Below are 22742 nucleotides of genomic sequence, written 5' to 3'. Positions count from 1 at the left end.
GCAGCACCGCGCGTTGGACGGCGCCGGCACGCCATCGTTCACGTCACGCGGCAAGACCCTGCGCGCGCACGACGTCGATGAACCCGGCGAGCACGGGGCTCACGTCGCCGGTGCGCCACACGAGGCCCGTCTCGACGACCGGCGCATGGCCGGCCAGCGGCCGGTAGACCACGCCGGTGCGCCGCAGGTTACGCAGCGATTGCGGCACCAGTGCGACGCCCATGCCGGCCGACACGAGGCTGACGATCGTCTGCATCTGGATGGCCTCCTGGCCGATGCGCGGGGTTTCCCCCGCCGCGCCGTAGCAGCCCGTAATGATGTCATAAAAGCCGGGCGCCAAACGACGCGGAAAGATCACGAGCGGCAACGCGGCGACGTCGGCAAGCTGCACGGGCTCATCCTCGGGCGCGTCGGAGGCCGTACTCGGCATCGCGACCACCAGCGGCTCGCGCACGACGGGCAGGTACGACAACCCGGCCGCGTGACGCGGCGGCACGGGCGGAATGACGAGCCCGGCGTCGATGCGCCCGGCGACGAGTTCGTCGATCTGCACGTCGCTCGTCGCTTCCACCAGTTGCAGCCGCACCTGCGGATAGCGCGCGCCGAAGGCACGCAGCAACGACGGCAACAGCCCGTAATCGGCGGTCGACACGAACGCGAGCGACAACGAACCGGCCTCGCCGCGCGCGAGCCGCCGCGCCAGCGGCGGCAGCGCATCGGCCGACGCCAGCAGCCGGCGCACGTCGGGCAGCAGCGCCGCGCCGACCGCCGTGAGCGCCACCGAGCGCTTGGTGCGCACGAACAGCGCGACGCCCAGCGCGTCCTCGAGCGCGCGGATCGCCTGCGACAGCGGCGGCTGCGTCATCGACAGGCGCTCGGCCGCACGGCCGAAATGGCGCTCGTCGGCGACGGTCACGAAATAGCGCCACTGGCGCAGGTCGGGGATCAGATCGGCCATGTTCGACTCATTCGCAAAACGACTTAATAGGCGACAAATAATATATTGGACATCCCAATCGGGAAACTCCATGCTTGTTCGACCCGAACCGGCGCGCCCTCCCGAGCGACGCCCACACAACGATGGAGTCCCCCATGTCGTACAACCGTCGCTCGAAGCACATCACGCAAGGCGTGGCCCGTTCGCCGAACCGCTCGATGTATTACGCCCTCGGCTACCAGAAGGACGATTTCGACAAGCCGATGGTCGGCATCGCGAACGGCCATTCGACGATCACGCCGTGCAATTCCGGTTTGCAGCGCCTGTCGGACGCAGCCGTCGACGCCGTCAAGGCGGCCGGCGCGAACCCGCAGATCTTCGGCACGCCGACGATTTCGGACGGCATGTCGATGGGCACCGAAGGGATGAAGTACTCGCTCGTGTCGCGCGAAGTGATCGCCGACTGCATCGAGACCTGCGTGCAGGGCCAGTGGATGGACGGCGTGGTGGTGGTCGGCGGCTGCGACAAGAACATGCCCGGCGGCATGATCGCGCTCGCGCGCCTGAACGTGCCGGGCATCTATGTCTACGGCGGCACGATCCGCCCCGGCAACTGGAAGGGCCGCGACCTGACGATCGTGTCGTCGTTCGAAGCCGTCGGCGAATTCACCGCGGGCCGGATGTCGCAGGAGGACTTCGAAGGCGTCGAAAAAAACGCGTGCCCGACGTCCGGTTCGTGCGGCGGCATGTACACCGCGAACACGATGAGTTCATCGTTCGAGGCGCTCGGCATGTCGCTGCTGTATTCGTCGACGATGGCGAACCCCGATCAGGAGAAGGTCAATTCGGCCGCCGAATCGGCGCGGGTGCTGGTCGAGGCCGTGAAGCGCGACCTCAAACCGCGCGACATCATCACGAAGGCATCGATCGAGAACGCGGTGTCGGTGATCATGGCCACCGGCGGCTCGACCAATGCGGTGCTGCACTATCTCGCGATCGCGCACGCGGCCGAGGTCGACTGGACGATCGACGACTTCGAGCGCATCCGCAAGCGCGTACCGGTGATCTGCGACCTGAAGCCGTCGGGAAAGTACGTCGCGACCGACCTGCACCGGGCCGGCGGGATTCCGCAGGTGCTGAAGATCCTGCTCGATGCGGGGCTGCTGCACGGCGACTGCATGACGATCACCGGCCGCACGATCGCCGACGAGTTGAAGGACGTACCGAGCGTGCCGCGCGCGGATCAGGACGTGATCTTCCCGATCGACCGCGCGCTGTACAAGGAAGGCCATCTCGCGATCCTGAAGGGCAATCTCGCGGAAGACGGCGCGGTCGCGAAGATCACCGGCCTGAAGAACCCGGTGATCACGGGCCCGGCGCGCGTGTTCGACGACGAGCAGAGCGCGATGGATGCGATCCTCGGCGACCGGATCCGCGCGGGCGACATCCTCGTGCTGCGCTACCTCGGCCCGCAGGGCGGCCCCGGCATGCCGGAAATGCTCGCACCGACGTCCGCGATCATCGGCAAGGGGCTCGGCGAATCGGTCGGCTTCATCACGGACGGCCGCTTCTCGGGCGGCACCTGGGGCATGGTGGTCGGCCACGTCGCGCCGGAGGCGTTCGTCGGCGGCACGATCGCACTGGTGCAGGAAGGCGATTCGATCACGATCGACGCGCACCGGCTGCTGCTGCAACTGAACGTCGACGATGCGGAACTCGCGCGCCGCCGCGCTGCGTGGCAGCAGCCGGCGCCCCGCTATACGCGCGGCGTGCTCGCCAAATTCGCGGCGCTCGCCCGGCCGGCGAACCTGGGGGCGGTCACGGGTTGATGCACAGGCGCCACGGCATGCGGCCCCGATAATCGGGCCGCCCGGGGGGAACGCGCAAAACGTGCTTCCCCTTTGCTTCTATAATGCGCGGACCATGAAGCCGGCCGTCCCCGCCGGCGGAGAACCGCATGAAACAGACGATATCGCGCGTGCTGCTCGCCATGCTGCTGACCGGCAGCGCGGCGGCGGCGCATGCTGACCAGGCCGACGGGCTCGCGCTGGCGCAGCGCAAGAATTGCATGGCCTGCCATGCGATCGGCAAGCCGCTGATGGGTCCGTCGTTCCGCGACATCGCCGGCAAGTACGCGACGCGCGGCGACGGCGCCGATTACCTGGCGCAATCGATCGTGAAAGGCAGCGTCGGCGTATGGGGCAGCGTGCCGATGCCCGCCAATACGCAACTGACGAGCACCGAGGCCCACACGCTCGCTCAGTGGGTGCTGTCGGTACGCTGAAGCGGATACCCGCGCGGCGTACCCGCATTGGGTGCAGGACGTCGCAAGAGGACGGGCCGGCCCGACCAACCAGCGCGCCTCCCCGGCGGGCTTAGCAGGCGCTTACCGAACCTGCACCCTCTTTTTCGCCACCGCGAACGATTGCGCGTTCAGCCGGAATGGCCGGCGCGACGACGGGCGATCTCTTCATCGACCGCATCGCGCACCCAGTCCATCACTTCGGTTTCCAGCGCGAGTGCGACTTCGCGCGTGACCTGGCCGACCAGCCAGGCCGAATGCTCGTGCAGCGCATCGCGACAACGCGCTTCGATGGCCTCGCGCCCTGCCCCGGTCAGATAGTTCGTCAGGCGATTGCGAAGCCGTTCGGCGATGTGCTGCGCATCTTCCGGTGTCAGCGCGACTGCGGCCTGCGCATCCGGCTGCGGCGCTGCGCTCGGCAGGGCCGCCTCCGGCATCGCCGGCTCGGGCACGTATGCGGCCGCCTCGCGCGCCATCGCGGCGAACGTGTGCGGCGGCGTGTCGTCATCGACCAGCGACGAGCGCAGCGGCGCCGTCATCGCCGCCGCGTCTTCGGCGACCACGTGCTCCGCGGCGCCGGGCTCGGCCGGCGCATCGGTCTCACCCGCGGCGGTTGCCGTTGCCGCATCGCCCGGCAGCTCCACGGTCGGCACGTGCGGTGTCGGCACGGGTTCGACCATGACGGAATCGGGGTCGGCTTCGGTTTTATCGGATTCAGCCGGCGCGGCACCGGCGGCGGCCGGCGTGATCACGTCGGTGAGCACCGGAATCGCCGCGTCATCGTGCGGCCGGGGGGCGGCGGACGCGGGCGAGCGCGCCGGCGCCGGCTTGCCCGGCACCAGCACGTCGGTCAGCGTCGGGATCGAGGATGAATCGGCTTCTGTCACGGGAACACTCCGTCGACGGTTGCGGCTAGCCGCCCTGCTTGTAGTTGTTCAGCGCATAGCCGCGGTCACGGTAGAACCGGTAGCGCTCGCGGCCCGCGGCCAGCTCGTCCGGCACGTTGCCGACCACTTCGAGCAGGCGCTCGAAGCGGGCGAACTGCGCGGGCACGGTCGCGCCGAGGTTCAGCAGCACGTGATGATGCGGCACGCGGTCGAGATCGGCGGCCAGCACGATCGGCGTGCCGGCGGCGTGCTCGCTGTCGACGCCGCAATGCGGGATGAAATCGAGCGGCGAGAACGTCCAGAGCCGCTCGTCGAGCGCGCGCAGGCGCGCGGGCTCGGCGAGCACGACGACCGGCTGCCCGGCCTGATAGGCCTTGCGCAGCAGCCGGCACGCGTACGCGAGCGAATCGCCGACGTTCGAGTGGAAATCGATTCGCGTCATTGCCCGCGCACCCGCAGCGTCGTCAGCCCCGCCATCACTGGCCGGCGCGGTCGATCAGGAACTGCGCGAGCAACGGCACCGGACGGCCCGTCGCGCCCTTCGCGGCGCCGCCCTTCCATGCGGTGCCCGCGATGTCGAGGTGAGCCCACGGATAGCTCTCGGTGAAGCGCGACAGGAAGCACGCGGCCGTCACGGCGCCGGCCGGACGCCCGCCGATGTTCGCGAGATCCGCGAAATTCGACTTCAGCTGATCCTGGTACTCGTCGTCGAGCGGCATGCGCCATGCCGGGTCGCTCGCCTCGCGCGACGCGTCGAGCAGTTCGCCCGCGAGCGCGTCGTTCGTCGAGAACAGCCCGCTGTTGTGGCCGCCCAGCGCGATCACGCATGCGCCCGTCAACGTCGCGACGTCGATCACGGCGGCCGGCTTGAAGCGCTCGGCATACGTGAGTGCGTCGCACAGGATCAGGCGGCCTTCGGCGTCGGTGTTCAGCACCTCGATCGTCAGCCCCTTCATGCTGGTGACGATGTCGCCCGGCTTCGTCGCGTTGCCGCCCGGCATGTTCTCGCAGGTCGGCACGATCGCGACGACGTTGATCTTCAGGCCCATCTCGGCCACCGCACGGATCGTGCCGAGCACCGAGCCCGCGCCGCACATGTCGTACTTCATCTCGTCCATGGCTTCGCCCGGCTTCAGCGAGATGCCGCCCGTATCGAACGTGATGCCCTTGCCGACCAGCACGACCGGCGCGGCCTTCGCGGCGGCGCCCTGGTAGTGCAGCACGATGAATTGCGGCGGCTCGACCGACGCGCGCGCGACCGACAGGAACGACCCCATCTTCAGCGCCTGGATCTGCTTGAGCCCGAGGACTTCGGCCTTCAGGCCCCAATCCTTCGCGATCTTCTTCGCGGTGTTGCCGAGATAGGTCGGCGTGCAGACGTTACCGGGCAGGTTGCCGAGATCGCGGGTGAGATCCATCCCGTTCGCGAGCGCGACGGCCTGCTTGACCGCGACCTTCGCGGCCTTTTCGTCCGCCGGGTCGACGCTGAACACGACGCGCTTGAGCGTGTGCGACGCCGGTTCCGGCTTGCTCTTCATCTGCGTGAAGCGGTAGGTCTCGTTGCGCAGCGCGAGGATCGCGGCGCGCACGCCCCAGTCGGAGCTGCGCTCGTCGACCGGCAGTTGCGCGAGCGAGAACGTGACCTGGACGACCTTGGTCGCCAGCAGCGCGCGCCAGGCGGCCGTCACGGCGTCGTTGTAGGCTTTCTGATTGAAAGCATCCTGCTTGCCGAGCCCGACGAGCAGCACGCGCGACGCGCCGATGCCCGACACTTCGTGCAGGAACAGCGTCTTGCCGCGCTTGCCGTCCATGTCGCCGGCCTTCACGACGCGCGAGATCAGCCCCTTGGTGGCCGTGTCGATGTCGAGCGCCGCGCCCGACAGGGTTTGCGCCTCGAAGATGCCGAGCACGATGCAGTCGGACTTCCCGGTCAGGAACCCCTTGGCCTCGCCTTTGCTCCAATCACAGCCTTTTATGCTAAAGTCCATCGCGCTTGTCCTCGGATAAAATCTGGGCTAAGGATGAAAGCCGCAATTATCCGCTATTTTTCCCGTGGCGGCGCGAGCGCTCCACCACGCGTGCGCAGCCTCCCGCCCTCTTCTCATCAAGAATGATCTTCGAACGCTCCCTCCAGCGCGAGCTTGCGTATACGGCTGGTGCCGTGTTCATGGTGCTGCTCACGATCATGCTCACGACGATGATGATTCGCATCGTCGGCTACGCCGCGTCCGGCGAAATCGATCCGCGGGACGTACTCGTGCTGATCGGCCTCACCGTGATCGGCTACCTCGCCGTGATGCTCGTCGTCACGCTGTTCGTGTCGATCCTGTTCGTGCTGACCCGGTGGTACCGGGACTCCGAAATGGTGGTGTGGCTCGCATCGGGCGTGAGCCTCACGCGCCTCATCAAGCCGATCGGCGTGTTCGCCGCGCCGATCATCCTGCTGATCACGTTCTTCGCGTTCGTCGGCTGGCCGTGGTCGAACCAGCAGAGCAAGATGATCCGCGCGCGCTTCCAGCAGCGCGACGAAATCTCGCTGCTCGCGCCGGGCCAGTTCCGCGAATCGGCCGCGAACCATCGCGTGTTCTTCATCGAGAAGATGACGCCCGACCAGAGCAAGGTCCAGAACGTATTCGTCACGTCGACGGAAAACGGCAAGCTCAACGTGGTCGTGTCGCAGACGGGCCATACGGAAACCTCGAAGGACGGCGATCGTTTCGTCGTCCTCGAAGACGGCCGCCGCTACGACGGCACGCCCGGCCAGCCGAACTTCAAGATCATGGAGTTCGAGCGCTACGGCGTGAAGATCACCAGCAAGCCGGTCGTCAACGTCCAGACCACCAACAGCACGCCCACGCCCGACCTGCTGCGCAACCCTACGCGCGACAATCTCGCGGAATTCGCGTGGCGCGCGGGGCTGCCGCTGATCGCGCTGAACCTGATGGTGCTCGGCATCCCGCTCGCGTACCAGAACCCGCGCCGCAGCCGCACGATCAACCTCGTGATGGCCGTGCTGATCTACCTCACGTATTCGAACCTGCTGAACGTCGTGCAGGCGCAGATCGAGCAGGGCAAGATGTCGTTCGGCGTCGGTCTCGTCGGCTTGCACGTGCTCGTCGCGGCGATCGTCGCGTTCATTTTCTGGTTGCGCGTGCGCAATCGTCCGTTGTTGACACGCGCGCTGTTCGGCCGCTCGGGAGCATGATCGATGCGGCTCTATGAAAAGTACTTCGCGCGGCAGATCTACGTCACGTTCATCTTCATCCTGTTCGCGTTCTCCGGTCTGTTCTTCTTCTTCGACCTGATCAGCGAGCTGAACTCGGTCGGGCACGGCAACTACAAGTTCGGCTACGCGGTGCTGCGCGTCGCGCTGCAGACGCCGTCGCGCTTCTACGAGATCATCCCGGTCGCCGCGCTGATCAGCGCGATCTACGTGTTCGCGCAGATGGCCGCGAACTCGGAATTCACGATCTTCCGCGTGTCTGGCCTCGCGACCAACCAGGCGCTGCGTTCGCTGCTGAAGATCGGCGTGCCGCTCGTGATCGTCACCTACCTGATCGGCGAATTCGTCGGCCCGTACGCCGACCAGTTGTCCGAACGCGTGCGGCTGCAGGCGCTCGGCGCATCGGTGTCGTCGAACTTCCAGTCGGGCGTGTGGGTGAAGGACACGCTCGCGGCCCGCGAGAACGGCGAGCAGGTCACGCGCTTCGTGAACGTCGGCAGCCTGTCGCCCGACTCGACGATCAGCAACGTGCGCATCTACGAATTCGACTCGAAATTCCAGCTGCAGAACGTGCGGATCGCGCAAACCGGCCGCTACGAGCCGCCCGGCCACTGGCTGCTGACGGGCGTCACCGAGACGGAGCTGACGCCGATCAAGCCGATCAGCGGCCAGCCGGCCGACGCGCTGAACCCCGTGTTCCGGTCGCAGCAGGTATCGCTGCCCGAATACCGGCTGCGTTCGGACCTGACGCCGCAGATCCTGTCGGTGCTGCTCGTGTCGCCGGAGCGCATGTCGATCGTCAACCTGTTCCGCTACATCCAGCACTTGAAGGAAAACCAGCAGGACACGCAGCGCTACGACATCGCGCTGTGGCGCAAGCTGCTGTATCCGTTCGCCGTATTCGTGATGCTCGTGCTGTCGCTGCCGTTCGCGTACCTGCACACGCGGGCGGGCGTGGTCGGCGTGAAGGTGTTCGGCGGGATCATGCTCGGCATGAGTTTCCAGCTGCTCAACACGCTGTTCTCGCACATCGGCACGCTGAACACGTGGCCCGCGCCGCTCACCGCGGCGACGCCGGGCCTCATCTATCTCGCGCTCGGCCTGTTCGCGCTCAAGTGGGTCGACCGGCACTGAGCGCCGCGTCGCGACGGAGGCTTCGACATGCATTCGCACGGTATCGTCCTGTTCGGCCACGGCGCCCGCGACCCGCGCTGGGCCGAGCCGTTCGAGCGGCTCGCCGCGCGGCTGCGCGGCGCCGGCTCCCCTGCCGCGCAGGTGTCGCTCGCGTTCCTCGAACTGATGACGCCGTCGCTCGCTGAGGCCGTCGCCGCGCAAGTCGCGGCCGGCTGCGCCCGCATCACCGTGGTGCCCGTGTTCTTCGGCCAGGGCGGCCATGTCCGCCGCGACCTGCCGCAGCTCGTCGACGCATGCCGCGCCGCACATCCGGGCGTCGAGATCCGCTGCGCGACGGCCGTTGGCGAAGACGACGGCGTGCTCGACGCGGTCGCGCGCTATTGTGTCGACCAGCTCGGCGACGACGCGTAGCGGCCGACGCATTCGCCGCCCCCAACGCAAAAGCGCCGGCATCTGCCGGCGCTTTTTTCGTTTGGGACCGCGCTCGAGCCGCGCTCAGGCGGCATTGCGCATCGGATCGCCCGCCTGTGCCTGCCGCGTGCGTTCGGCGAATGCATCGCCGATCATCAGCAGGCTCGGTTCCGCGGGATCGAGCCACGCCTGCGCGTCGCCGGCCGCCATCCGCGCGAGCGTCAGCGTCAGCGTGCGTTCGCGTGCGGTGCTGCATGCCTCGACGATCGCCACCGGCGTCGTCGGCGCACGGCCGGCGTCGATCAATTCCTGCGCGATGCCGGGCGCGCTGTCGCGGCCCATGTAGTAGACGATCGAATCGGCGCGTGCGGCCTCGCGGATCTCGTCGCTGCCCGGTGCGCGGCTGTGCGTCGCGAACGCGACGCTGCGCGACACGCCGCGCAACGTGAGCGAACGCTTCAGCGTCGCCGCGCCGGCCAGCGCCGCGGTGATGCCCGGCACGACCTCGTAGTCGATGCCGGCCGCGTCGAGCGCGCGCATTTCCTCTTCGGCGCGGCCGAACAGCATCGGATCGCCGCCCTTCAGCCGCACCACGCACGCATGCTCGCGCGCCGCGTCGACGATCTGCTTGTTGATGAAATGCTGCGCGGTCGAGCGCTGCCCGCAACGCTTGCCGACCGCGATTTTCCGCGCGTTCGGCGCATAGTCGAGCATCGCGGGCTCGACGAGCGCGTCGTGCAGCACGACGTCGGCCTGCTCGAGCAGCCGCATGCCGCGCACCGTAATGAGGTCCGCCGCGCCCGGCCCCGCTCCGATCAGATATACCTTGCCCATGTTTGTCGCTTCGCTAGGGTCCTGCCGCGGCGGCCGGTTCGCCGCCGCGCGGATTGACGATTACGCCGAGAACGCGCGGATCATGCCTGCGGCGACCGTGTGATGCGTCGCCTCGTCGATCAGCACGAACGCGCCCGTACCGGGGTGCGCATCGTACGTGTCGCAGACGATCGGCTTCTGCAGCGTCAGCGCCACGCGGCCGATGTCGTTCATCTTCAGTTCCTGACGGTCGGTCGCGTGCGACAGCGTATGCACGTCGAGCACCTGCTTGACCGAGCCGATCTTCGCGAACACCGTGCTGGTGGTCTGCTTCAGCAGGTACTTGCGCTGCTGCGACAGCGGCGTCTCGTCGAACCAGCACAAGTCGGCCTCGAGCTTCTTGGCCGGCTCGACCGGCTCGGCGGTCGTGACGAACATGTCGCCGCGCGACACGTCGACATCTTCCGCGAGACGGAGCGTCACCGTCTGGCCCGCCAACGCGTGCGCGACGGACGCGGTACCGCCCGGCACCGGCGCGACGATCTCCGCAACCGTCGCGGTGCGGTTCGACGGCAGCACGACGATCGCGTCGCCGACCTTCACTTCGCCCGACTCGATCCGGCCCATGTAGCCGCGGAAATCGTCGGCCGAGCTGCCGTCCTGGCGCGCGACCCACTGCACCGGGAAGCGCAGCGCGTCATGCGCCTGCGTCTCGACCGGCAGCGACTCGAGCACGTCGAGGAGCGGTTCGCCCGCGTACCACGGCATGCGCTCGCTCGCGCCGACGATGTTGTCGCCCTTCAGCGCCGACACTGGCACGAAGCGCACGTCGGTCAGGCCGAGCTGCTTCGCGAGCGCGACGTACGCGTCGCGGATCTCGTTGAAACGCGCCTCGCTGTAGTCGACGAGGTCCATCTTGTTGATCGCGACGATCACGTGCTGCAGCCCGAGCAGCTTGACGATCGCGCTGTGGCGCTTGGTCTGCGGCAGCAGGTCCGCGATGCCGTTCTCGATCGTCACGCGCGTCGCGTCGATCAGGATGATCGACGCGTGCGCGGTCGACGCGCCCGTCACCATGTTGCGCGTGTACTGCTCGTGGCCCGGCGTGTCGGCGATGATGAACTTGCGCTTCGCGGTCGCGAAATAGCGATACGCGACGTCGATCGTGATGCCCTGCTCGCGCTCGGCTTCCAGCCCGTCCGTCAGCAGCGCGAGATCCAGCTCGTCGCCGACCGTGCGCTTGTTCTTCGCGCGCGACAGCGCGGACAGCTGGTCGGACAGCACGGCCTTGCTGTCGTACAGCAGGCGGCCGATCAGCGTGCTCTTGCCGTCGTCGACGCTGCCCGCGGTGATGAAGCGCAGCACGCCGAGGTCTTCGTGATTTTCGATGATGCTCATGATGTGAATGTCCTCGTGTGCTTCAGAAATAACCTTGCTTCTTGCGCTGTTCCATCGCCGCTTCGGACGCCTGGTCGTCCATTCGGGTCGCGCCGCGCTCGGTGATCTCGGTCACCGCCGTTTCGGCGATGATCTTCTCGACGTCGTCCGCGTCGCTCTCGACCGGGCACGTGCAGCTGATGTCGCCGACCGTGCGGAAGCGCACCTGCGCAAGCTCGCTTGTCTCGCCGTCACGCATCGGCGTGAGCGGCGTGACCGGCACGAGCAGCCCGTTGCGGCGCACGATCTCGCGCTGGTGCGCGTAGTAGATCGACGGCAGTTCGAGGTTCTCGCGCGCGATGTACTGCCACACGTCGAGCTCGGTCCAGTTCGAGATCGGGAACACGCGCAGATGCTCGCCCTTGTGCAGGCGGGCGTTGTACAGGCTCCACAGTTCCGGGCGCTGCGCCTTCGGGTCCCATTGGCCGAATTCGTCGCGGAACGAGAAGATGCGCTCCTTCGCGCGCGCCTTCTCTTCGTCGCGGCGCGCGCCGCCGATCAGCGCCGTGTAACCGTGCTGCTCGATCGTTTCCAGCAGCGTGACGGCCTGCGCGGCGTTACGCGAATCGGTTTCGCGGCGCAGGACGACCGTGCCGCGCTTGATCGAATCCTCGACGTGGCCGACCACCAGCTCGGCGCCGAGTTCTTGCGCACGGCGGTCGCGGAAGTCGATCACTTCCTCGTAGTTGTGGCCCGTGTCGATATGCACGAGCGGGAACGGCAGCGTCGTCTTGCGGTTCGCGCCGAGGCCGAACGCCTTCAGTGCCAGATGCAGCACGACGACCGAATCCTTGCCGCCCGAGAACAACAGCGCCGGCTTGCTGCATTCGGCAACGAGTTCGCGCAGGATGTGGATCGACTCGGCTTCGAGCCAGTCGAGGTGGCCCATGCGGCTGTCGGCGCCGGTGGGCGGGGCAAAGGCGGATTGCTCGAGCGTCGTGCTCATGATTTCAGTCCTTCTCTTCCGGGTTCGTGCCGCCCGCTGTCGCAGGCGGCGCAATATTCAGTTTCTTGTCTGCTTTCAGTGCGCGGCGCCGGTTTCGGCATTCGCGGGAATCGGCGTGATCGTCGTGATGTGCAGCCCGCATTCCTTCGTGTCGCGCGATTCCCACCACCAGCGGCCCGCGCGGCTGTCCTCGCCGGGACGGATCGCGCGCGTGCACGGCTCGCAGCCGATGCTCGGGTAGCCGCGCGCATGCAGCGGGTTGACCGGCACGTCGAACGCGTTAAGGTACGCCCACACGTCGGCTTCCGTCCAGTCGGCGAGCGGGTTGTACTTCGCGATCCCGCGCGCTTCGTCCTGTTCTTCCTCGTGCAGCTCCGCACGCGTGACCGACTGCTCGCGGCGCTGGCCCGTCACCCACGCGCCGACGTCCGACAGCGCGCGGTTCAGCGGCTCGACCTTGCGGATGTGGCAGCACGACTTGCGCAGCTCGATGCTCTCGTAGAACGCGTTCAGGCCGTGCTCGGCGACGTACTGATCGACCGCATCCTGCTGCGGATGAAACTGCTCGATCTCGTAGCCGTAGCGCTCGCGCACGCGGTCGATCATGCCGAGCGTTTCCGCGTGCAGGCGCCCCGTGTTCAGCGAGAAGATGCCGATCGACACGCCCTTCGACAGGATCGCGTGCGTGAGCAGCATGTCTTCCGCCGCGAGGCTGCTCGCGAATTTCACCTTGTCGTGACGGGCGCCGATTTGCGCGAGCAGCGTGTCGAGGCGCTCGACCTTCGCGGCGAGTTCCGGCGTCAGTTCGGTGGCGGTCGCGGTGCTCATGCGCTCACCTTGCTGTCGGCCGCGGCCTCGCGGCGGCGGAACAGCGGCGCCGGCTCGTCGAACGCGCCCTGGTAACGCTGCGTGAATTCCGTGAACGCATTCAGCGCGTCGTGAATGTCCTTGTCGGCACGCACCGCGAAGGCGTCGAAGCCGCAACGCGACATGTACAGCAGTTGGTCGCGCAGCACGTCGCCGATCGCGCGCAACTCGCCGGTCCAGCCATGACGTTCGCGCAGCAGGCGCGCGATGCTGTAGCCGCGGCCGTCCGCGAAGCGCGGGAACTCGACGGCGATCAGCGAGATCGCGCCGAAGTCGGCCGCGAGGTTCGCCGGTTCGCTGTCCGGCGCGAGCCACACGCCGAGTTCGTCCTTCGTCTTCGCGGCGACGAGCGCCGCGCGCTCGGCCTGCCACAACGCGAACGGCACCAGCACCTTGCCGGCCGGCAATGCGTCGACCGCGGGCAGCGCACCGTCTTCCGCCGCGCGCACGACCTGCCATGCGTCGTCGATCACTGCGCGGTTCTTGATAATCGAAGCCATCTGCAAATTCCTTCTAGCCGGTTGGTTACGCGTTCACTGCCTGGCGCGCCGCATACACGCGCTCCTTGAACGGCGCGATGCCGATGCGATCGTAGGTGTCGACGAAGCGCTCGCCGTCGATGCGCGCTTCGACGAACGTGTCGATCAGCTTGGCGATCACGTCCGGCACTTCTTCCGCGGAGAACGACGGCCCGATCACGCGACCGAGGCGCGCGCCGTTGCGGCCCGTGCCCTGCTCGCCGCCGAGCGACACCTGGTACCACTCGGCACCGTCCTTGTCGACGCCGAGGATGCCGATGTTGCCGACGTGGTGATGACCGCACGAGTTCATGCAACCGGAAATGTTCAGCGACAGGTCGCCGAGGTCGTACACGTAATCCAGATCGTCGAAACGCTGCTGGATCGCGAGGGCGATCGGGATCGACTTCGCGTTCGCGAGCGAGCAGAAGTCGCCGCCCGGGCACGCGATGATGTCGGTCAACAGGCCGATGTTCGGCGTCGCGAAACCGGCTGCCTTCGCCTTTTCCCACAACGCGAACAGGTCGCGCTTCTTCACGTTCGCGAGAATCAGGTTCTGCTCGTGCGACACGCGCAGTTCGCCGAGCGAGTACGCGTCGGCCCAGTCGGCGACCAGATCCATCTGCGCGTCGGTTGCGTCGCCCGGGGCCACGCGGTGATCCTTCAGCGACAGCGTGACCGCGGCGTAACCGGGCACCTTGTGCGGCGCGACGTTACGCTCGACCCAGCGCGCGAACGCCTTGTTCTCGAGCAGATGCTGTTCGAACGATGCGTCGGTGTCGGCCAGCTTCTCGTAGACCGGCGGCTTGAAATACTGCGACACGCGGTCGAGCTCGGCCTGCGTGAGCGTCGACGGGCCGTCCTTCAGGTGCTGCCATTCTTCCTCGACCTGCTGCGCGAACTTCGCCGGCGACAGCGCCTTCACGAGGATCTTGATGCGCGCCTTGTACAGGTTGTCGCGGCGGCCGTAACGGTTGTACACGCGCAGCACGGCTTCGCAGTACGTGATCAGGTGCTGCCACGGCAGGTCTTCCTTGATCACCGCGCCGACGATCGGCGTACGGCCGAGGCCGCCGCCCGCGAGGATGCTCGCGACCACCTCGCCCTGCGCGTTCTTCTTCAGGTACACGCCGAGGTCGTGGATCTGCACGGCCGCGCGGTCATGCTTCGAACCCGACACCGCGATCTTGAACTTGCGCGGCAGCCAAGCGAATTCGGGATGGAACGTCGACCACTGGCGCAGGATCTCGGCCCACGGGCGCGGATCGATCTCTTCGTCCTGCGCGACGCCGGCGAACTGGTCGGCCGTGATGTTGCGGATGCAGTTGCCCGACGTCTGGATCGCGTGCATCTGCACCGACGCGAGCTTCGCGAGGATCTCGGGCGTCTCTTCCAGCTCGATCCAGTTGAACTGGATGTTCGAGCGGGTCGAGAAGTGGCCGTAGCCGCGGTCGTGTTCGCGGGCGATGCGGGCCAGCATCCGGAGCTGCTCGCTGCGCAGGTTGCCGTACGGAATCGCGATGCGGTGCATGTACGCGTGACGCTGCATGTACAGGCCGTTCTGCAGACGCAGCGGACGGAATTCGTCTTCGCTCAACTCGCCCGACAGCCGGCGGCGCACCTGGTCGCGGTACTGCGCGACTCGCTCGTCGACGATCGTCTGGTCGTATTGGTCGTACTGATACATTCGGGGACCCCAGGGTTTTCGTGTTGACCGCGCGACGTCCTAGCCACGTCGCGCCCGAATTTCCGTTCCGTCGTCACCGCCGCCGGCCATCCGCTGCCGGCTGGATTGCTAATGACGAAAACAGATATCCATATTTGAAAAACTCCGGTGAATCGTAATAAACTCCCCTTATATTTCAAACGACTAAAAAAATCTTTTGATATGCCAAGGGGTTATAAATGAACCTGCACCAATTCCGCTTCGTGCGCGAGGCCGTCCGGCAGAATTTCAACCTCACCGAGGCCGCCAAGGCGCTCTATACGTCGCAGCCGGGGGTATCGAAGGCGATCATCGAGCTCGAGGACGAGCTGGGCGTGGAGATCTTCACGCGGCACGGCAAGCGCGTGCGCTCGCTCACCGAGCCGGGCCGGATCATTCTTGCTTCGGTCGAGCGGATTCTTCAGGAGGTTGAAAGCCTCAAAAGGGTCGGAAAAGATTATGCAGCGCAGGACCAGGGCAACCTGACCATCGCGGCGACCCACACGCAGGCCCGCTACTCGCTGCCGGCCGCGATCGCCGAGTTCAAGAAACGCTTCCCGAAGGTGCACCTGTCGATCCTGCAGGGCAGCCCGACGCAGGTGGCCGAGATGGTGATCCACGACCAGGCCGATCTCGCGATCGCGACCGAGGCGATCTCCGACTACAAGGAACTCGTGTCGCTGCCCTGCTTCCAGTGGCATCACGCCGCCGTCGTGCCGGCCGACCATCCGTTGCTCGAACGCAAGCCGGTCACGCTGGACGATCTCGCGCAATATCCGCTGATCACGTACGACGACGCGTTCGCGGGCCGCAAGAAGATCAATCACGCGTTCGCGCTGCGCGGGCTGTCGCCGGACATCGTGCTCGAGGCGATCGACGCCGACGTGATCAAGACCTACGTCGAACTCGGCCTCGGCGTCGGCATCATGGCCGACATCGCGTTCAATCCCGAGCGCGATCGCGGCCTGCGGCTGATTCCGGTCGGCCACCTGTTCGGCAGCAACGTGACGCGCGTCGCGCTCAAGCAGGGCGCCTACCTGCGCAGCTATGTGTATACGCTGGTCGAACTGCTGTCGCCGACGCTGAACCGCAAGCTGATCGAGCAGGCGCTCAAGGGCGAATCCGAATCGTACGAGCTTTGACGGACAGGTATAAACACAGGGGCGCATATTGCGCCCCTTTTTGTTGCCCGACGGAGATGGAGATTCCCGCATGACGCTTCCCGCCCTGTTGCGCCGCGCCGCCGGCGCCGCCCTCGTGCTGGCCTGCGCGGCCGCGCATGCCGACCTGAAGGTCGGCGTCGACCTGTCGTCGACCGGCCCGGCCGCCGCGATCGGCATCACCAGCAAGAACGCGATCCTGATGTGGCCGAAGACGATCGCCGGGCAGCCCGTGCAGGTCACGGTGCTCGACGACGCGTCCGACCCGGGCGCCGCCGTGCGCAACATCCGCAAGCTGGTCGACGAGGATCACGTCGACGTCGTGGTCGGGCCGAACATCACGCCGGCCGCGCTCGCGGCGCTCGACGCGGTGGCCGCCGCGCAGACGCCAATGATCACGCTGGTCGGCTCGGGCGCGATCGTCGAGCCGCAGGAAGGCGCGCGGACCTGGGCGTTCAAGATGGCGCAGAGCGACAGCGCGATGGCCGACGTGATGACGCGCTACATGGCCAACCACGGCGTGAAGACGGTCGGCTTCATCGGCTTCGCGGACAGCTACGGCGACAGCTGGCTCAACGAATTCACGCGCTTCGCGGACCTGCGCAAGATCCGCGTGATCGCGACCGAGCGCTTCAACCGCACCGACGCGAGCGTCACCGGCCAGGCGCTGAAGCTGATCGCGGCGAAACCCGATGCGATCCTGATCGCGGGCTCGGGCACGCCGGCCGTGCTGCCGCAGCGCACGCTGATCGAGCGCGGCTACAAGGGTGCGATCTACCAGACCCACGGGATCGCGACGCCGGAATTCATCAAGCTCGGCGGCAAGGACGTCGACGGGACGCTGTTCCCGACCCAGCCGGTCGTCGTCGCGCGCACGCTGCCGGCCGACCATCCGGCGCGCAAGGCCGCGCTGGCATTCGTCGACGCGTATGAAGCCCGATATGGCGCAGGCACCGTCACGCAGTTCGCGGGCGACGCGGCGGGCGTGTACCTGCGCCTCGCGGACGCGGTCGGTCGCGCGCTGAAGGCCGCGCAGCCCGGCACGCCGGCCTTCCGTGCCGCGCTGCGGCGCGAACTCGAACGCGCACATGAGCTCGTCGTGCCTAACGGCGTCGTCAATACGAGCGACAAGGATCACGTGGGGCTCGATCAGCGCGCGAGCGTGATGGGGATCGTCAAACATGGCCAGTTCGTCTACCTGAGCCAGTAAGTCGTATGCGGCCGGGTGCCGGGCTGCTTGCCGGGTGCGCGGTTTTCCGCCATAATCCGCGTTTCGCCGCGCACAATCTGCACATCGCATGCGCGGCCAGGATCAAGCCCAGGTGGTGAAATTGGTAGACGCAGGGGACTCAAAATCCCCCGCCGCAAGGCGTGCCGGTTCGATTCCGGCCCTGGGCACCAGTATTTCGCAGCGTCATGCGCTGCAACTGTCGAAACCCGCGCAAGCTCGCCGCTTCGCGGGTTTTTTGTTTTTGCGCCGCGTTCGCCGCAACAGGTATCCCGCCCGGCAGTCCAAGCATCAGGGAATGCCGACCACGGAGGCCACCCATGTTCATGCGCACGATTTCATGCCGGATCTGCCGCGGCGTGCTCGCCGCGGGGCTGGCGCTCATGCTTGACGGGTGCGACGTGCTGAGCGCGCCGCCGGTACCCGACTGGCCCGGGCCGCATGCGCCCTATCCGTTCCCGGACAACATTCCCCATCGCACCGAATGACCTGCCGGCCGCCCTTCGCCGTGCAGACACTCAGACCGTCAACTCGCGGACGAAGTCGAGAAACACGCGCACCTTCGCGGCAACGAGATTGGACGCGTGGTGATACGCGTAGAGCGGAAATGTCTCGTCCGTCCACTCCGGCAGCAGCAGGACCAGCTTCCCGTCGGCAACGATGTCCCGCGCGTAGAGTTCCAGCAATTGCGCGATGCCCGCGCCGCCGAGGCACGCGCCGAGCAGCCCGCCTGTGTCGTTCACCATCAGCCTGCCGGCGGCGTCGATCGGCACGACCTCCTTGCCCCGATGAAACTCCCATTCATACGGCCGCCCCGTCACCGGGTCGCGAATCAGCACGCAACGATGCCCGTGCGCGAGATCGCGCGGATGACGCGGCTCGCCGTGACGTTCGACATAGGCCGCCGACGCGCAGGTCAGCACGCGCGTCTCGAGCAGCAGTCGCGCACGATATGACGACGGCTCCGGGATGCCGAAGCGCACCGCCACGTCGAAGCCGTCGGCGACGAGGTCGCCCATCCGGTCGCGCACGCTGATCTCGACGGACAGATCGGGAAAGCGATCGAGAAATTCCGCCATCCGCGGCGCCAGCACGTAATGACCGAACGTGCCGTCCACGTTGACCCGCAACCGCCCCCTCACGCGCGCCTTCGACTCGCCGGCGTCGAGCGCCGCCTCCTCGATGCCGGCCAGCAGCGGCGCGACCGCCTCGTAAAAGCGTCGTCCTTCGTCGGTCAACGTGATCGCGCGCGCCGTCCGGTTGAAGATCCGGATGCCGACCCGCTCTTCCAGCCGGGCGACGGCGCGGCTCACCGCCGGCTGAGTCAGCCCCATCGCCTCGCCCGCCCGCGCGAAGGTGCCGGCCTCGATCACCGCGGAGAGCACGCCGATACCGCTGAGCAGCCTGCTGTCGAATCCCATGAGACATACTTTTAGTCATTCATTGGCTGATCATTATTCATTATTTTTATTCACCGAGGAAGCCTACAGTAGTCCTGTCGCCGGATCGAACGGCACCCATCCATTCACCAGGAGCAGGACATGAGCACATCGGAACAGGTCGCCCTCGTCACGGGTTCGTCGCGCGGCATCGGCGCGGAAATCGCCCGCCAGCTCGCCCGGGACGGCTTCCGGGTCGTCGTCAACTATGCCGGGAGCGCCGGCCCGGCCCGCGAGGTGGTCGACGCGATCGTCGCCGACGGCGGCCATGCCGTCGCGGTGCAGGCGAACGTCGCCGACCCGGCCGCCGTGGCCGCGCTGTTCGACGCCGCCCGCGACGCATTCGGCGGCATCGACGTGGTGGTCAATTCCGCGGGCGTGATGAAGCTGGCGGCCATCGCCGACTGCGACGATGCGCTCTTCGACGAAACGATCGCCATCAACGTGAAAGGCACGTTCAACGTATGCCGCGAAGCGGCAAAACGGGTGCGCGACGGCGGACGCATCATCAACCTGTCGACCAGCGTGATCGGCATGCGCATGCCGACTTACGGCGTGTACGTCGCCAGCAAGGCGGCGGTCGAAAGCCTCACGCAGGTGCTCGCGCAGGAAATGCGCGGGCGCGGCGTCCGCGTGAACGCCGTCGCGCCGGGGCCGGTCGCGACCGAGTTGTTCCTGCAGGGCAAGAGCCCCGAACTCGTCAATCGGCTCGCGAAGCTGAACCCGCTCGAGCGGCTCGGCCAGCCCGACGACATCGCGCGCGTCGTCGCGTTCCTCGCGAGCCCCGACGGCGCGTGGATCAACGGCCAGATCCTGCGCGCCAACGGCGGCATGTGCTAACGGACCGCCCGCTGCCCCTCGTCTTTCCACCAGGAGATCGCTCATGAAGGAAGTCGTCCTCGTCACCGGCGCGTCCAGCGGCTTCGGCTTGCTGACGGCCCAGGCGCTCGCCCGCGCCGGTCACACGGTCTACGCATCGATGCGCGAGAGCGCCGGGCGCAACGCACCGCGCGTCGCCGCCGTCGCCACCTATGCGCAAGAACACGGCGTCGACCTGCGCAGCCTCGAACTCGACGTCGGCGACGACGCATCGGTCGACGCCGCGATCGATCGCGTGATCGCCGACCACGGCCGCCTCGACGTCGTCGTTCACAACGCCGGCCACATGGTGTTCGGGCCGGCCGAAGCGTTCACGCCCGAGCAGTTGGCGCAGCTCTACGACATCAACGTCGTGTCGACCCAGCGCGTGAACCGCGCGGCGCTGCCGCACCTGCGCGGCCAGGGCCGCGGCCTGCTCGTATGGGTATCGTCCTCGTCGGCGCGCGGCGGCACCCCGCCGTTCCTGGCCCCCTACTTCGCCGCGAAAGCCGCGATGGACTCGCTCGCGGTGTCCTACGCTGCCGAGCTCACCCGCTGGGGCATCGAAACGTCGATCGTCGTGCCGGGCGCATTCACCAAGGGGACGAATCACTTCGCCCATGCGGGCAAGCCGGCCGATGCGGCGGCTGAGGCGCTCTACGACAGCGGCCCTTATGCGGGCGTTGCCGATCAGGCGCTGAAGGGCCTCGCTGCGCTCGAACCCGCGGACGCCGATGCCGGCGCGGTCGCGACGGCGATCGTCGATATCGTCGCCGCTCCGCACGGCAAGCGCCCATACCGCGTCTTCGTCGATCCGTCGCAGGACGGCGCGGAGGAAGTATTCCGCGTCGGCGATCGCATCCGCCGCGAGATGTTCCGGAACCTCGGCCTCGGCGACCTGCTCGCGCCGCGCGCGGGCGGCTGATCCTTCCCGCGCCGGGCCGGCCGGCGCGGGTCAATCCCGCTCGCAGAACCCGAGGATCGCGTCCGCGACCGCCGCCGGAGACTCGCGCTGCGGGAAGTGCCCCACTCCGTCGAGCACCTGCCGCTCGTAGCGCCCGGCGAAGAACCGTTCGCGCCCGGCCGAGCTGTCCGGATGATTGCAGGCGTCCGCGCCGCCATGCAGCACGAGCGTCGGCACCGTCAGCACGGGCGCCGGGTTCAGCCGCGCGTCGTCGGCGGCATAGGCCGGCGTACCCGCCGCGAAGCCCCAGCGCTGCCGGTACGAATGCAGCACGACGTCGATCCAGTCGGGTCCGTCGAACGCAACGGCCGCCGCGTCGAAATCGCTGTCGCGATACCAGCCCGGCGGCGACCACGTATCCCACATCAGGCGCGCAAATGCACGGCGGTCGTCGCGCAGCGCCTGCTCGCCGCGCGGCGTCGCCATGAACCAGTGATACCAGTAGTTGCGCGCCTGCTGCAGCGACAGCGGCTGAGCGGGATCGTTGGTGCCGTACCCGACCGACAGCATCACGAGCTGCGATGCGGCACCGCCGCGCAGCCCGCAGGCGTTCGCGGCCGCGCGGGCGCCCCAGTCGTGCCCGACCAGCACGGGCCGCTCGATACCGAGCACGTCGACGAATTCGAGCAGGTCGCGCCCGAGCGCCGCGAGCTGGCCGCTGCGCGGCACGGACGCGTCGCGAAAGCGCGTCGGCGCAAAACCGCGCAGCGCTGGCGCGAGCACGCGGTAGCCGCGTGCGACGAGTGCCGATGCCACCGCCTCCCAGCCGACCGGGCTGTCCGGCCATCCGTGCAGCAGCACGGCCACGTGTTCGCCGTGCGGATTCCATTCGAGATAGGCAATGTCGAGCGACGCGGTCGTCGCATGTGCATAGGTCGTCATCGGGTACTCCGTCAGTCAGCATGAACCTACGATGGTAGGTCGGCCTTTCATCACGATTCACGGAGTATCATGATTTACTCTTTAGATATCGCGTTGAATCGATCCATGGAACCGCCGACCAATCCTGCGTCGACCGCGCTCGACATCGGGCTGCTGCGCACCTTTCTCGAAGTGGTCGACAGCCGCGGATTCGCGCCGGCCGCGGAACGCCTCGCGCTGACGCCGTCCGCCGTCAGCGGCCACATCAAGCGGCTCGAACAGGCGGCCGGCACCGTGCTGCTCGCGCGCACGACACGCCGTATCGCGCTGACGCCGGCCGGCGACACGCTGTACGCGTACGCGCGCAACATCGTCGACATGGAGCGCGAAGTGCGCGCGCGGCTGCGCGGCGCGCCGGCGCACGGGCCGCTGCGGGTGGGCGCATCGGAGGATTTCGCGGGCACGTGGCTGCCGCAGGTGCTGCGCACGTTCCGCGACAGCCATCCGCGCACCTCGATCGAACTGAAGGTCGGCATCACCGCGTCGCTGCTGCGGGAGCAATCGCTGGGCCGGCTCGACGTCGTGTTCGGCAAGCAGTGCCGACAGGTCGACACGCCCGGCGAATTGCTGTGGGAGGAGCCGCTCGTGTGGGCATTCGCGGCCGATACGGCGCTCGATGCCGAAGAAGGCGTGCCGCTCGCGCTGTTTCCGGAGCCGTGCGTGTATCGGCAAGCCGCGGTTTCCGCGCTCGCCGCGGCGCTGCAGCCGTTTCGCGTGCTGTTCGAAAGCGGGAGCATGGCCGGGTGCATGTCAGCCGCGCTCGCCGGTTTCGCGGTCACGGCGCTCGCGCGCAGCCAACTACGCGACGGCCTGCGCGAGTGCGGGCCGCACGACGGCCTCCCGGCGCTGCCGGCCGCACGCTTTTACGCATTCGCGTCGAAACCCTCGGGCGTCGGCGCCGCGCTGATCGACGCGGTTCGGGCCACCGGGCGCACGCGGCAGTTCGCTGCCTGAGCACGCGCGGCGCAGTCGCCGCAGTCGCCGCAGGTGCC

23 protein-coding genes and 1 tRNA gene are annotated in these 22742 nt (G+C 67.5%); 12 read left to right on the top strand and 12 right to left on the bottom strand.

Annotated features, from left to right (window positions below):
- Positions 1 to 43: 43 nt before the first annotated feature.
- Positions 44 to 958 carry a LysR substrate-binding domain-containing protein gene (locus HWX09_RS29265; RefSeq protein ID WP_027785159.1) on the bottom strand — a complete coding sequence of 305 codons (915 nt, stop codon included), beginning with the start codon at positions 956 to 958 and terminating at the stop codon, positions 44 to 46.
- A gap of 134 nt (positions 959 to 1092) precedes the next feature.
- Here HWX09_RS29265 and ilvD point away from each other — a divergent pair, with 134 nt between their 5' ends.
- Both ilvD and HWX09_RS29255 read left to right on the top strand, forming a co-directional pair.
- Positions 1093 to 2766, top strand: a complete 1674-nt coding sequence (gene ilvD / locus HWX09_RS29260; RefSeq protein ID WP_027785160.1) for a dihydroxy-acid dehydratase — start codon at positions 1093 to 1095, stop codon at positions 2764 to 2766.
- A 128-nt stretch (positions 2767 to 2894) separates the two neighbouring features.
- A complete protein-coding gene (locus HWX09_RS29255; protein WP_027785161.1) occupies positions 2895 to 3221 on the top strand; it encodes a c-type cytochrome in 327 nt (108 codons plus the stop codon).
- Positions 3222 to 3370: 149 nt separating this feature from the next.
- Here the strand turns inward: HWX09_RS29255 and HWX09_RS29250 are convergent, their stop codons facing one another.
- The 3 genes from HWX09_RS29250 to HWX09_RS29240 are packed head-to-tail and all read right to left on the bottom strand — an operon-like array spanning position 3371 to position 6114.
- Positions 3371 to 4126 (bottom strand): DUF2486 family protein, encoded by a 756-nt coding sequence (locus HWX09_RS29250; protein WP_027785162.1) that lies wholly within the window; start codon positions 4124 to 4126, stop codon positions 3371 to 3373.
- Between the two features lie 25 nt (positions 4127 to 4151).
- Positions 4152 to 4568 carry a DNA polymerase III subunit chi gene (locus HWX09_RS29245; protein ID WP_027785163.1) on the bottom strand — a complete coding sequence of 139 codons (417 nt, stop codon included), beginning with the start codon at positions 4566 to 4568 and terminating at the stop codon, positions 4152 to 4154.
- Between the two features lie 34 nt (positions 4569 to 4602).
- Complete coding sequence (locus HWX09_RS29240; RefSeq protein WP_027785164.1) at positions 4603 to 6114, bottom strand: leucyl aminopeptidase; 1512 nt, start codon at positions 6112 to 6114, stop codon at positions 4603 to 4605.
- A 122-nt stretch (positions 6115 to 6236) separates the two neighbouring features.
- Here HWX09_RS29240 and lptF point away from each other — a divergent pair, with 122 nt between their 5' ends.
- The 3 genes from lptF to HWX09_RS29225 are packed head-to-tail and all read left to right on the top strand — an operon-like array spanning position 6237 to position 8894.
- Positions 6237 to 7331: an LPS export ABC transporter permease LptF gene (gene lptF / locus HWX09_RS29235; protein WP_027785165.1), complete on the top strand. Its 1095-nt coding sequence runs from the start codon at positions 6237 to 6239 to the stop codon at positions 7329 to 7331.
- Positions 7332 to 7334: 3 nt separating this feature from the next.
- Complete coding sequence (gene lptG / locus HWX09_RS29230) at positions 7335 to 8483, top strand: LPS export ABC transporter permease LptG (protein WP_027785166.1); 1149 nt, start codon at positions 7335 to 7337, stop codon at positions 8481 to 8483.
- 27 nt (positions 8484 to 8510) lie between these two features.
- Positions 8511 to 8894: a CbiX/SirB N-terminal domain-containing protein gene (locus HWX09_RS29225; protein WP_027785167.1), complete on the top strand. Its 384-nt coding sequence runs from the start codon at positions 8511 to 8513 to the stop codon at positions 8892 to 8894.
- 84 nt (positions 8895 to 8978) lie between these two features.
- Here HWX09_RS29225 and cobA read toward each other — a convergent pair whose 3' ends face one another.
- The 6 genes from cobA to HWX09_RS29195 form a co-directional block, all read right to left on the bottom strand.
- Positions 8979 to 9728, bottom strand: a complete 750-nt coding sequence (gene cobA / locus HWX09_RS29220) for a uroporphyrinogen-III C-methyltransferase (RefSeq protein ID WP_027785168.1) — start codon at positions 9726 to 9728, stop codon at positions 8979 to 8981.
- Between the two features lie 60 nt (positions 9729 to 9788).
- A complete protein-coding gene (locus tag HWX09_RS29215; RefSeq protein WP_027785169.1) occupies positions 9789 to 11105 on the bottom strand; it encodes a sulfate adenylyltransferase subunit 1 in 1317 nt (438 codons plus the stop codon).
- Positions 11106 to 11127: 22 nt separating this feature from the next.
- Positions 11128 to 12090, bottom strand: a complete 963-nt coding sequence (cysD, locus tag HWX09_RS29210; RefSeq protein WP_006478076.1) for a sulfate adenylyltransferase subunit CysD — start codon at positions 12088 to 12090, stop codon at positions 11128 to 11130.
- 75 nt (positions 12091 to 12165) lie between these two features.
- Positions 12166 to 12918: a phosphoadenylyl-sulfate reductase gene (locus tag HWX09_RS29205; RefSeq protein WP_027785170.1), complete on the bottom strand. Its 753-nt coding sequence runs from the start codon at positions 12916 to 12918 to the stop codon at positions 12166 to 12168.
- The gene (locus HWX09_RS29200) at positions 12915 to 13457 is read right to left on the bottom strand and encodes a DUF934 domain-containing protein (protein ID WP_027785171.1); all 543 of its coding nucleotides are present in this window, start codon (positions 13455 to 13457) and stop codon (positions 12915 to 12917) included. Before HWX09_RS29200 ends, HWX09_RS29205 begins: the two co-directional genes overlap by 4 nt.
- Positions 13458 to 13482: 25 nt before the next feature.
- Entirely contained in the window at positions 13483 to 15162 is a 1680-nt protein-coding gene (locus HWX09_RS29195) for a nitrite/sulfite reductase (protein ID WP_027785172.1), read from the bottom strand.
- A gap of 218 nt (positions 15163 to 15380) precedes the next feature.
- Here HWX09_RS29195 and HWX09_RS29190 point away from each other — a divergent pair, with 218 nt between their 5' ends.
- The 4 genes from HWX09_RS29190 (at position 15381) to HWX09_RS29175 (ending at position 18056) form a co-directional block, all read left to right on the top strand.
- Complete coding sequence (locus tag HWX09_RS29190) at positions 15381 to 16322, top strand: CysB family HTH-type transcriptional regulator (protein WP_027785173.1); 942 nt, start codon at positions 15381 to 15383, stop codon at positions 16320 to 16322.
- 70 nt (positions 16323 to 16392) lie between these two features.
- On the top strand, positions 16393 to 17550 hold the full coding sequence (locus tag HWX09_RS29185; RefSeq protein WP_027785174.1) for an ABC transporter substrate-binding protein: 1158 nt from the start codon (positions 16393 to 16395) through the stop codon (positions 17548 to 17550).
- A 106-nt stretch (positions 17551 to 17656) separates the two neighbouring features.
- A tRNA-Leu gene (locus HWX09_RS29180) sits at positions 17657 to 17741 on the top strand.
- 147 nt (positions 17742 to 17888) lie between these two features.
- Positions 17889 to 18056: a hypothetical protein gene (locus HWX09_RS29175; RefSeq protein WP_175888615.1), complete on the top strand. Its 168-nt coding sequence runs from the start codon at positions 17889 to 17891 to the stop codon at positions 18054 to 18056.
- 30 nt (positions 18057 to 18086) lie between these two features.
- Here the strand turns inward: HWX09_RS29175 and HWX09_RS29170 are convergent, their stop codons facing one another.
- Positions 18087 to 18989 (bottom strand): LysR family transcriptional regulator, encoded by a 903-nt coding sequence (locus HWX09_RS29170; protein ID WP_027785175.1) that lies wholly within the window; start codon positions 18987 to 18989, stop codon positions 18087 to 18089.
- A gap of 120 nt (positions 18990 to 19109) precedes the next feature.
- Here HWX09_RS29170 and HWX09_RS29165 point away from each other — a divergent pair, with 120 nt between their 5' ends.
- Together HWX09_RS29165 and HWX09_RS29160 are read left to right on the top strand one after the other, a co-directional pair.
- Entirely contained in the window at positions 19110 to 19847 is a 738-nt protein-coding gene (locus HWX09_RS29165) for an SDR family oxidoreductase (protein WP_027785176.1), read from the top strand.
- A 43-nt stretch (positions 19848 to 19890) separates the two neighbouring features.
- Positions 19891 to 20790 (top strand): SDR family oxidoreductase, encoded by a 900-nt coding sequence (locus HWX09_RS29160; RefSeq protein WP_027785177.1) that lies wholly within the window; start codon positions 19891 to 19893, stop codon positions 20788 to 20790.
- 30 nt (positions 20791 to 20820) lie between these two features.
- On the opposite strand, the gene HWX09_RS29155 is transcribed toward HWX09_RS29160, so the two are convergent.
- Positions 20821 to 21711: an alpha/beta hydrolase gene (locus HWX09_RS29155; RefSeq protein ID WP_027785178.1), complete on the bottom strand. Its 891-nt coding sequence runs from the start codon at positions 21709 to 21711 to the stop codon at positions 20821 to 20823.
- A gap of 105 nt (positions 21712 to 21816) precedes the next feature.
- Between HWX09_RS29155 and HWX09_RS29150 the strand changes: the two genes are divergently transcribed.
- Entirely contained in the window at positions 21817 to 22704 is an 888-nt protein-coding gene (locus tag HWX09_RS29150) for a LysR substrate-binding domain-containing protein (RefSeq protein ID WP_034185436.1), read from the top strand.
- Positions 22705 to 22742 lie beyond the last annotated feature (38 nt).

Source organism: Burkholderia sp. BCC1208, assembly GCF_902833095.1.
Classification (GTDB): Bacteria; Pseudomonadota; Gammaproteobacteria; order Burkholderiales; family Burkholderiaceae; genus Burkholderia.
The sequence above is the reverse complement of the archived record's forward strand: the minus strand, read 5'-3'. Positions and strand labels throughout refer to the sequence as shown.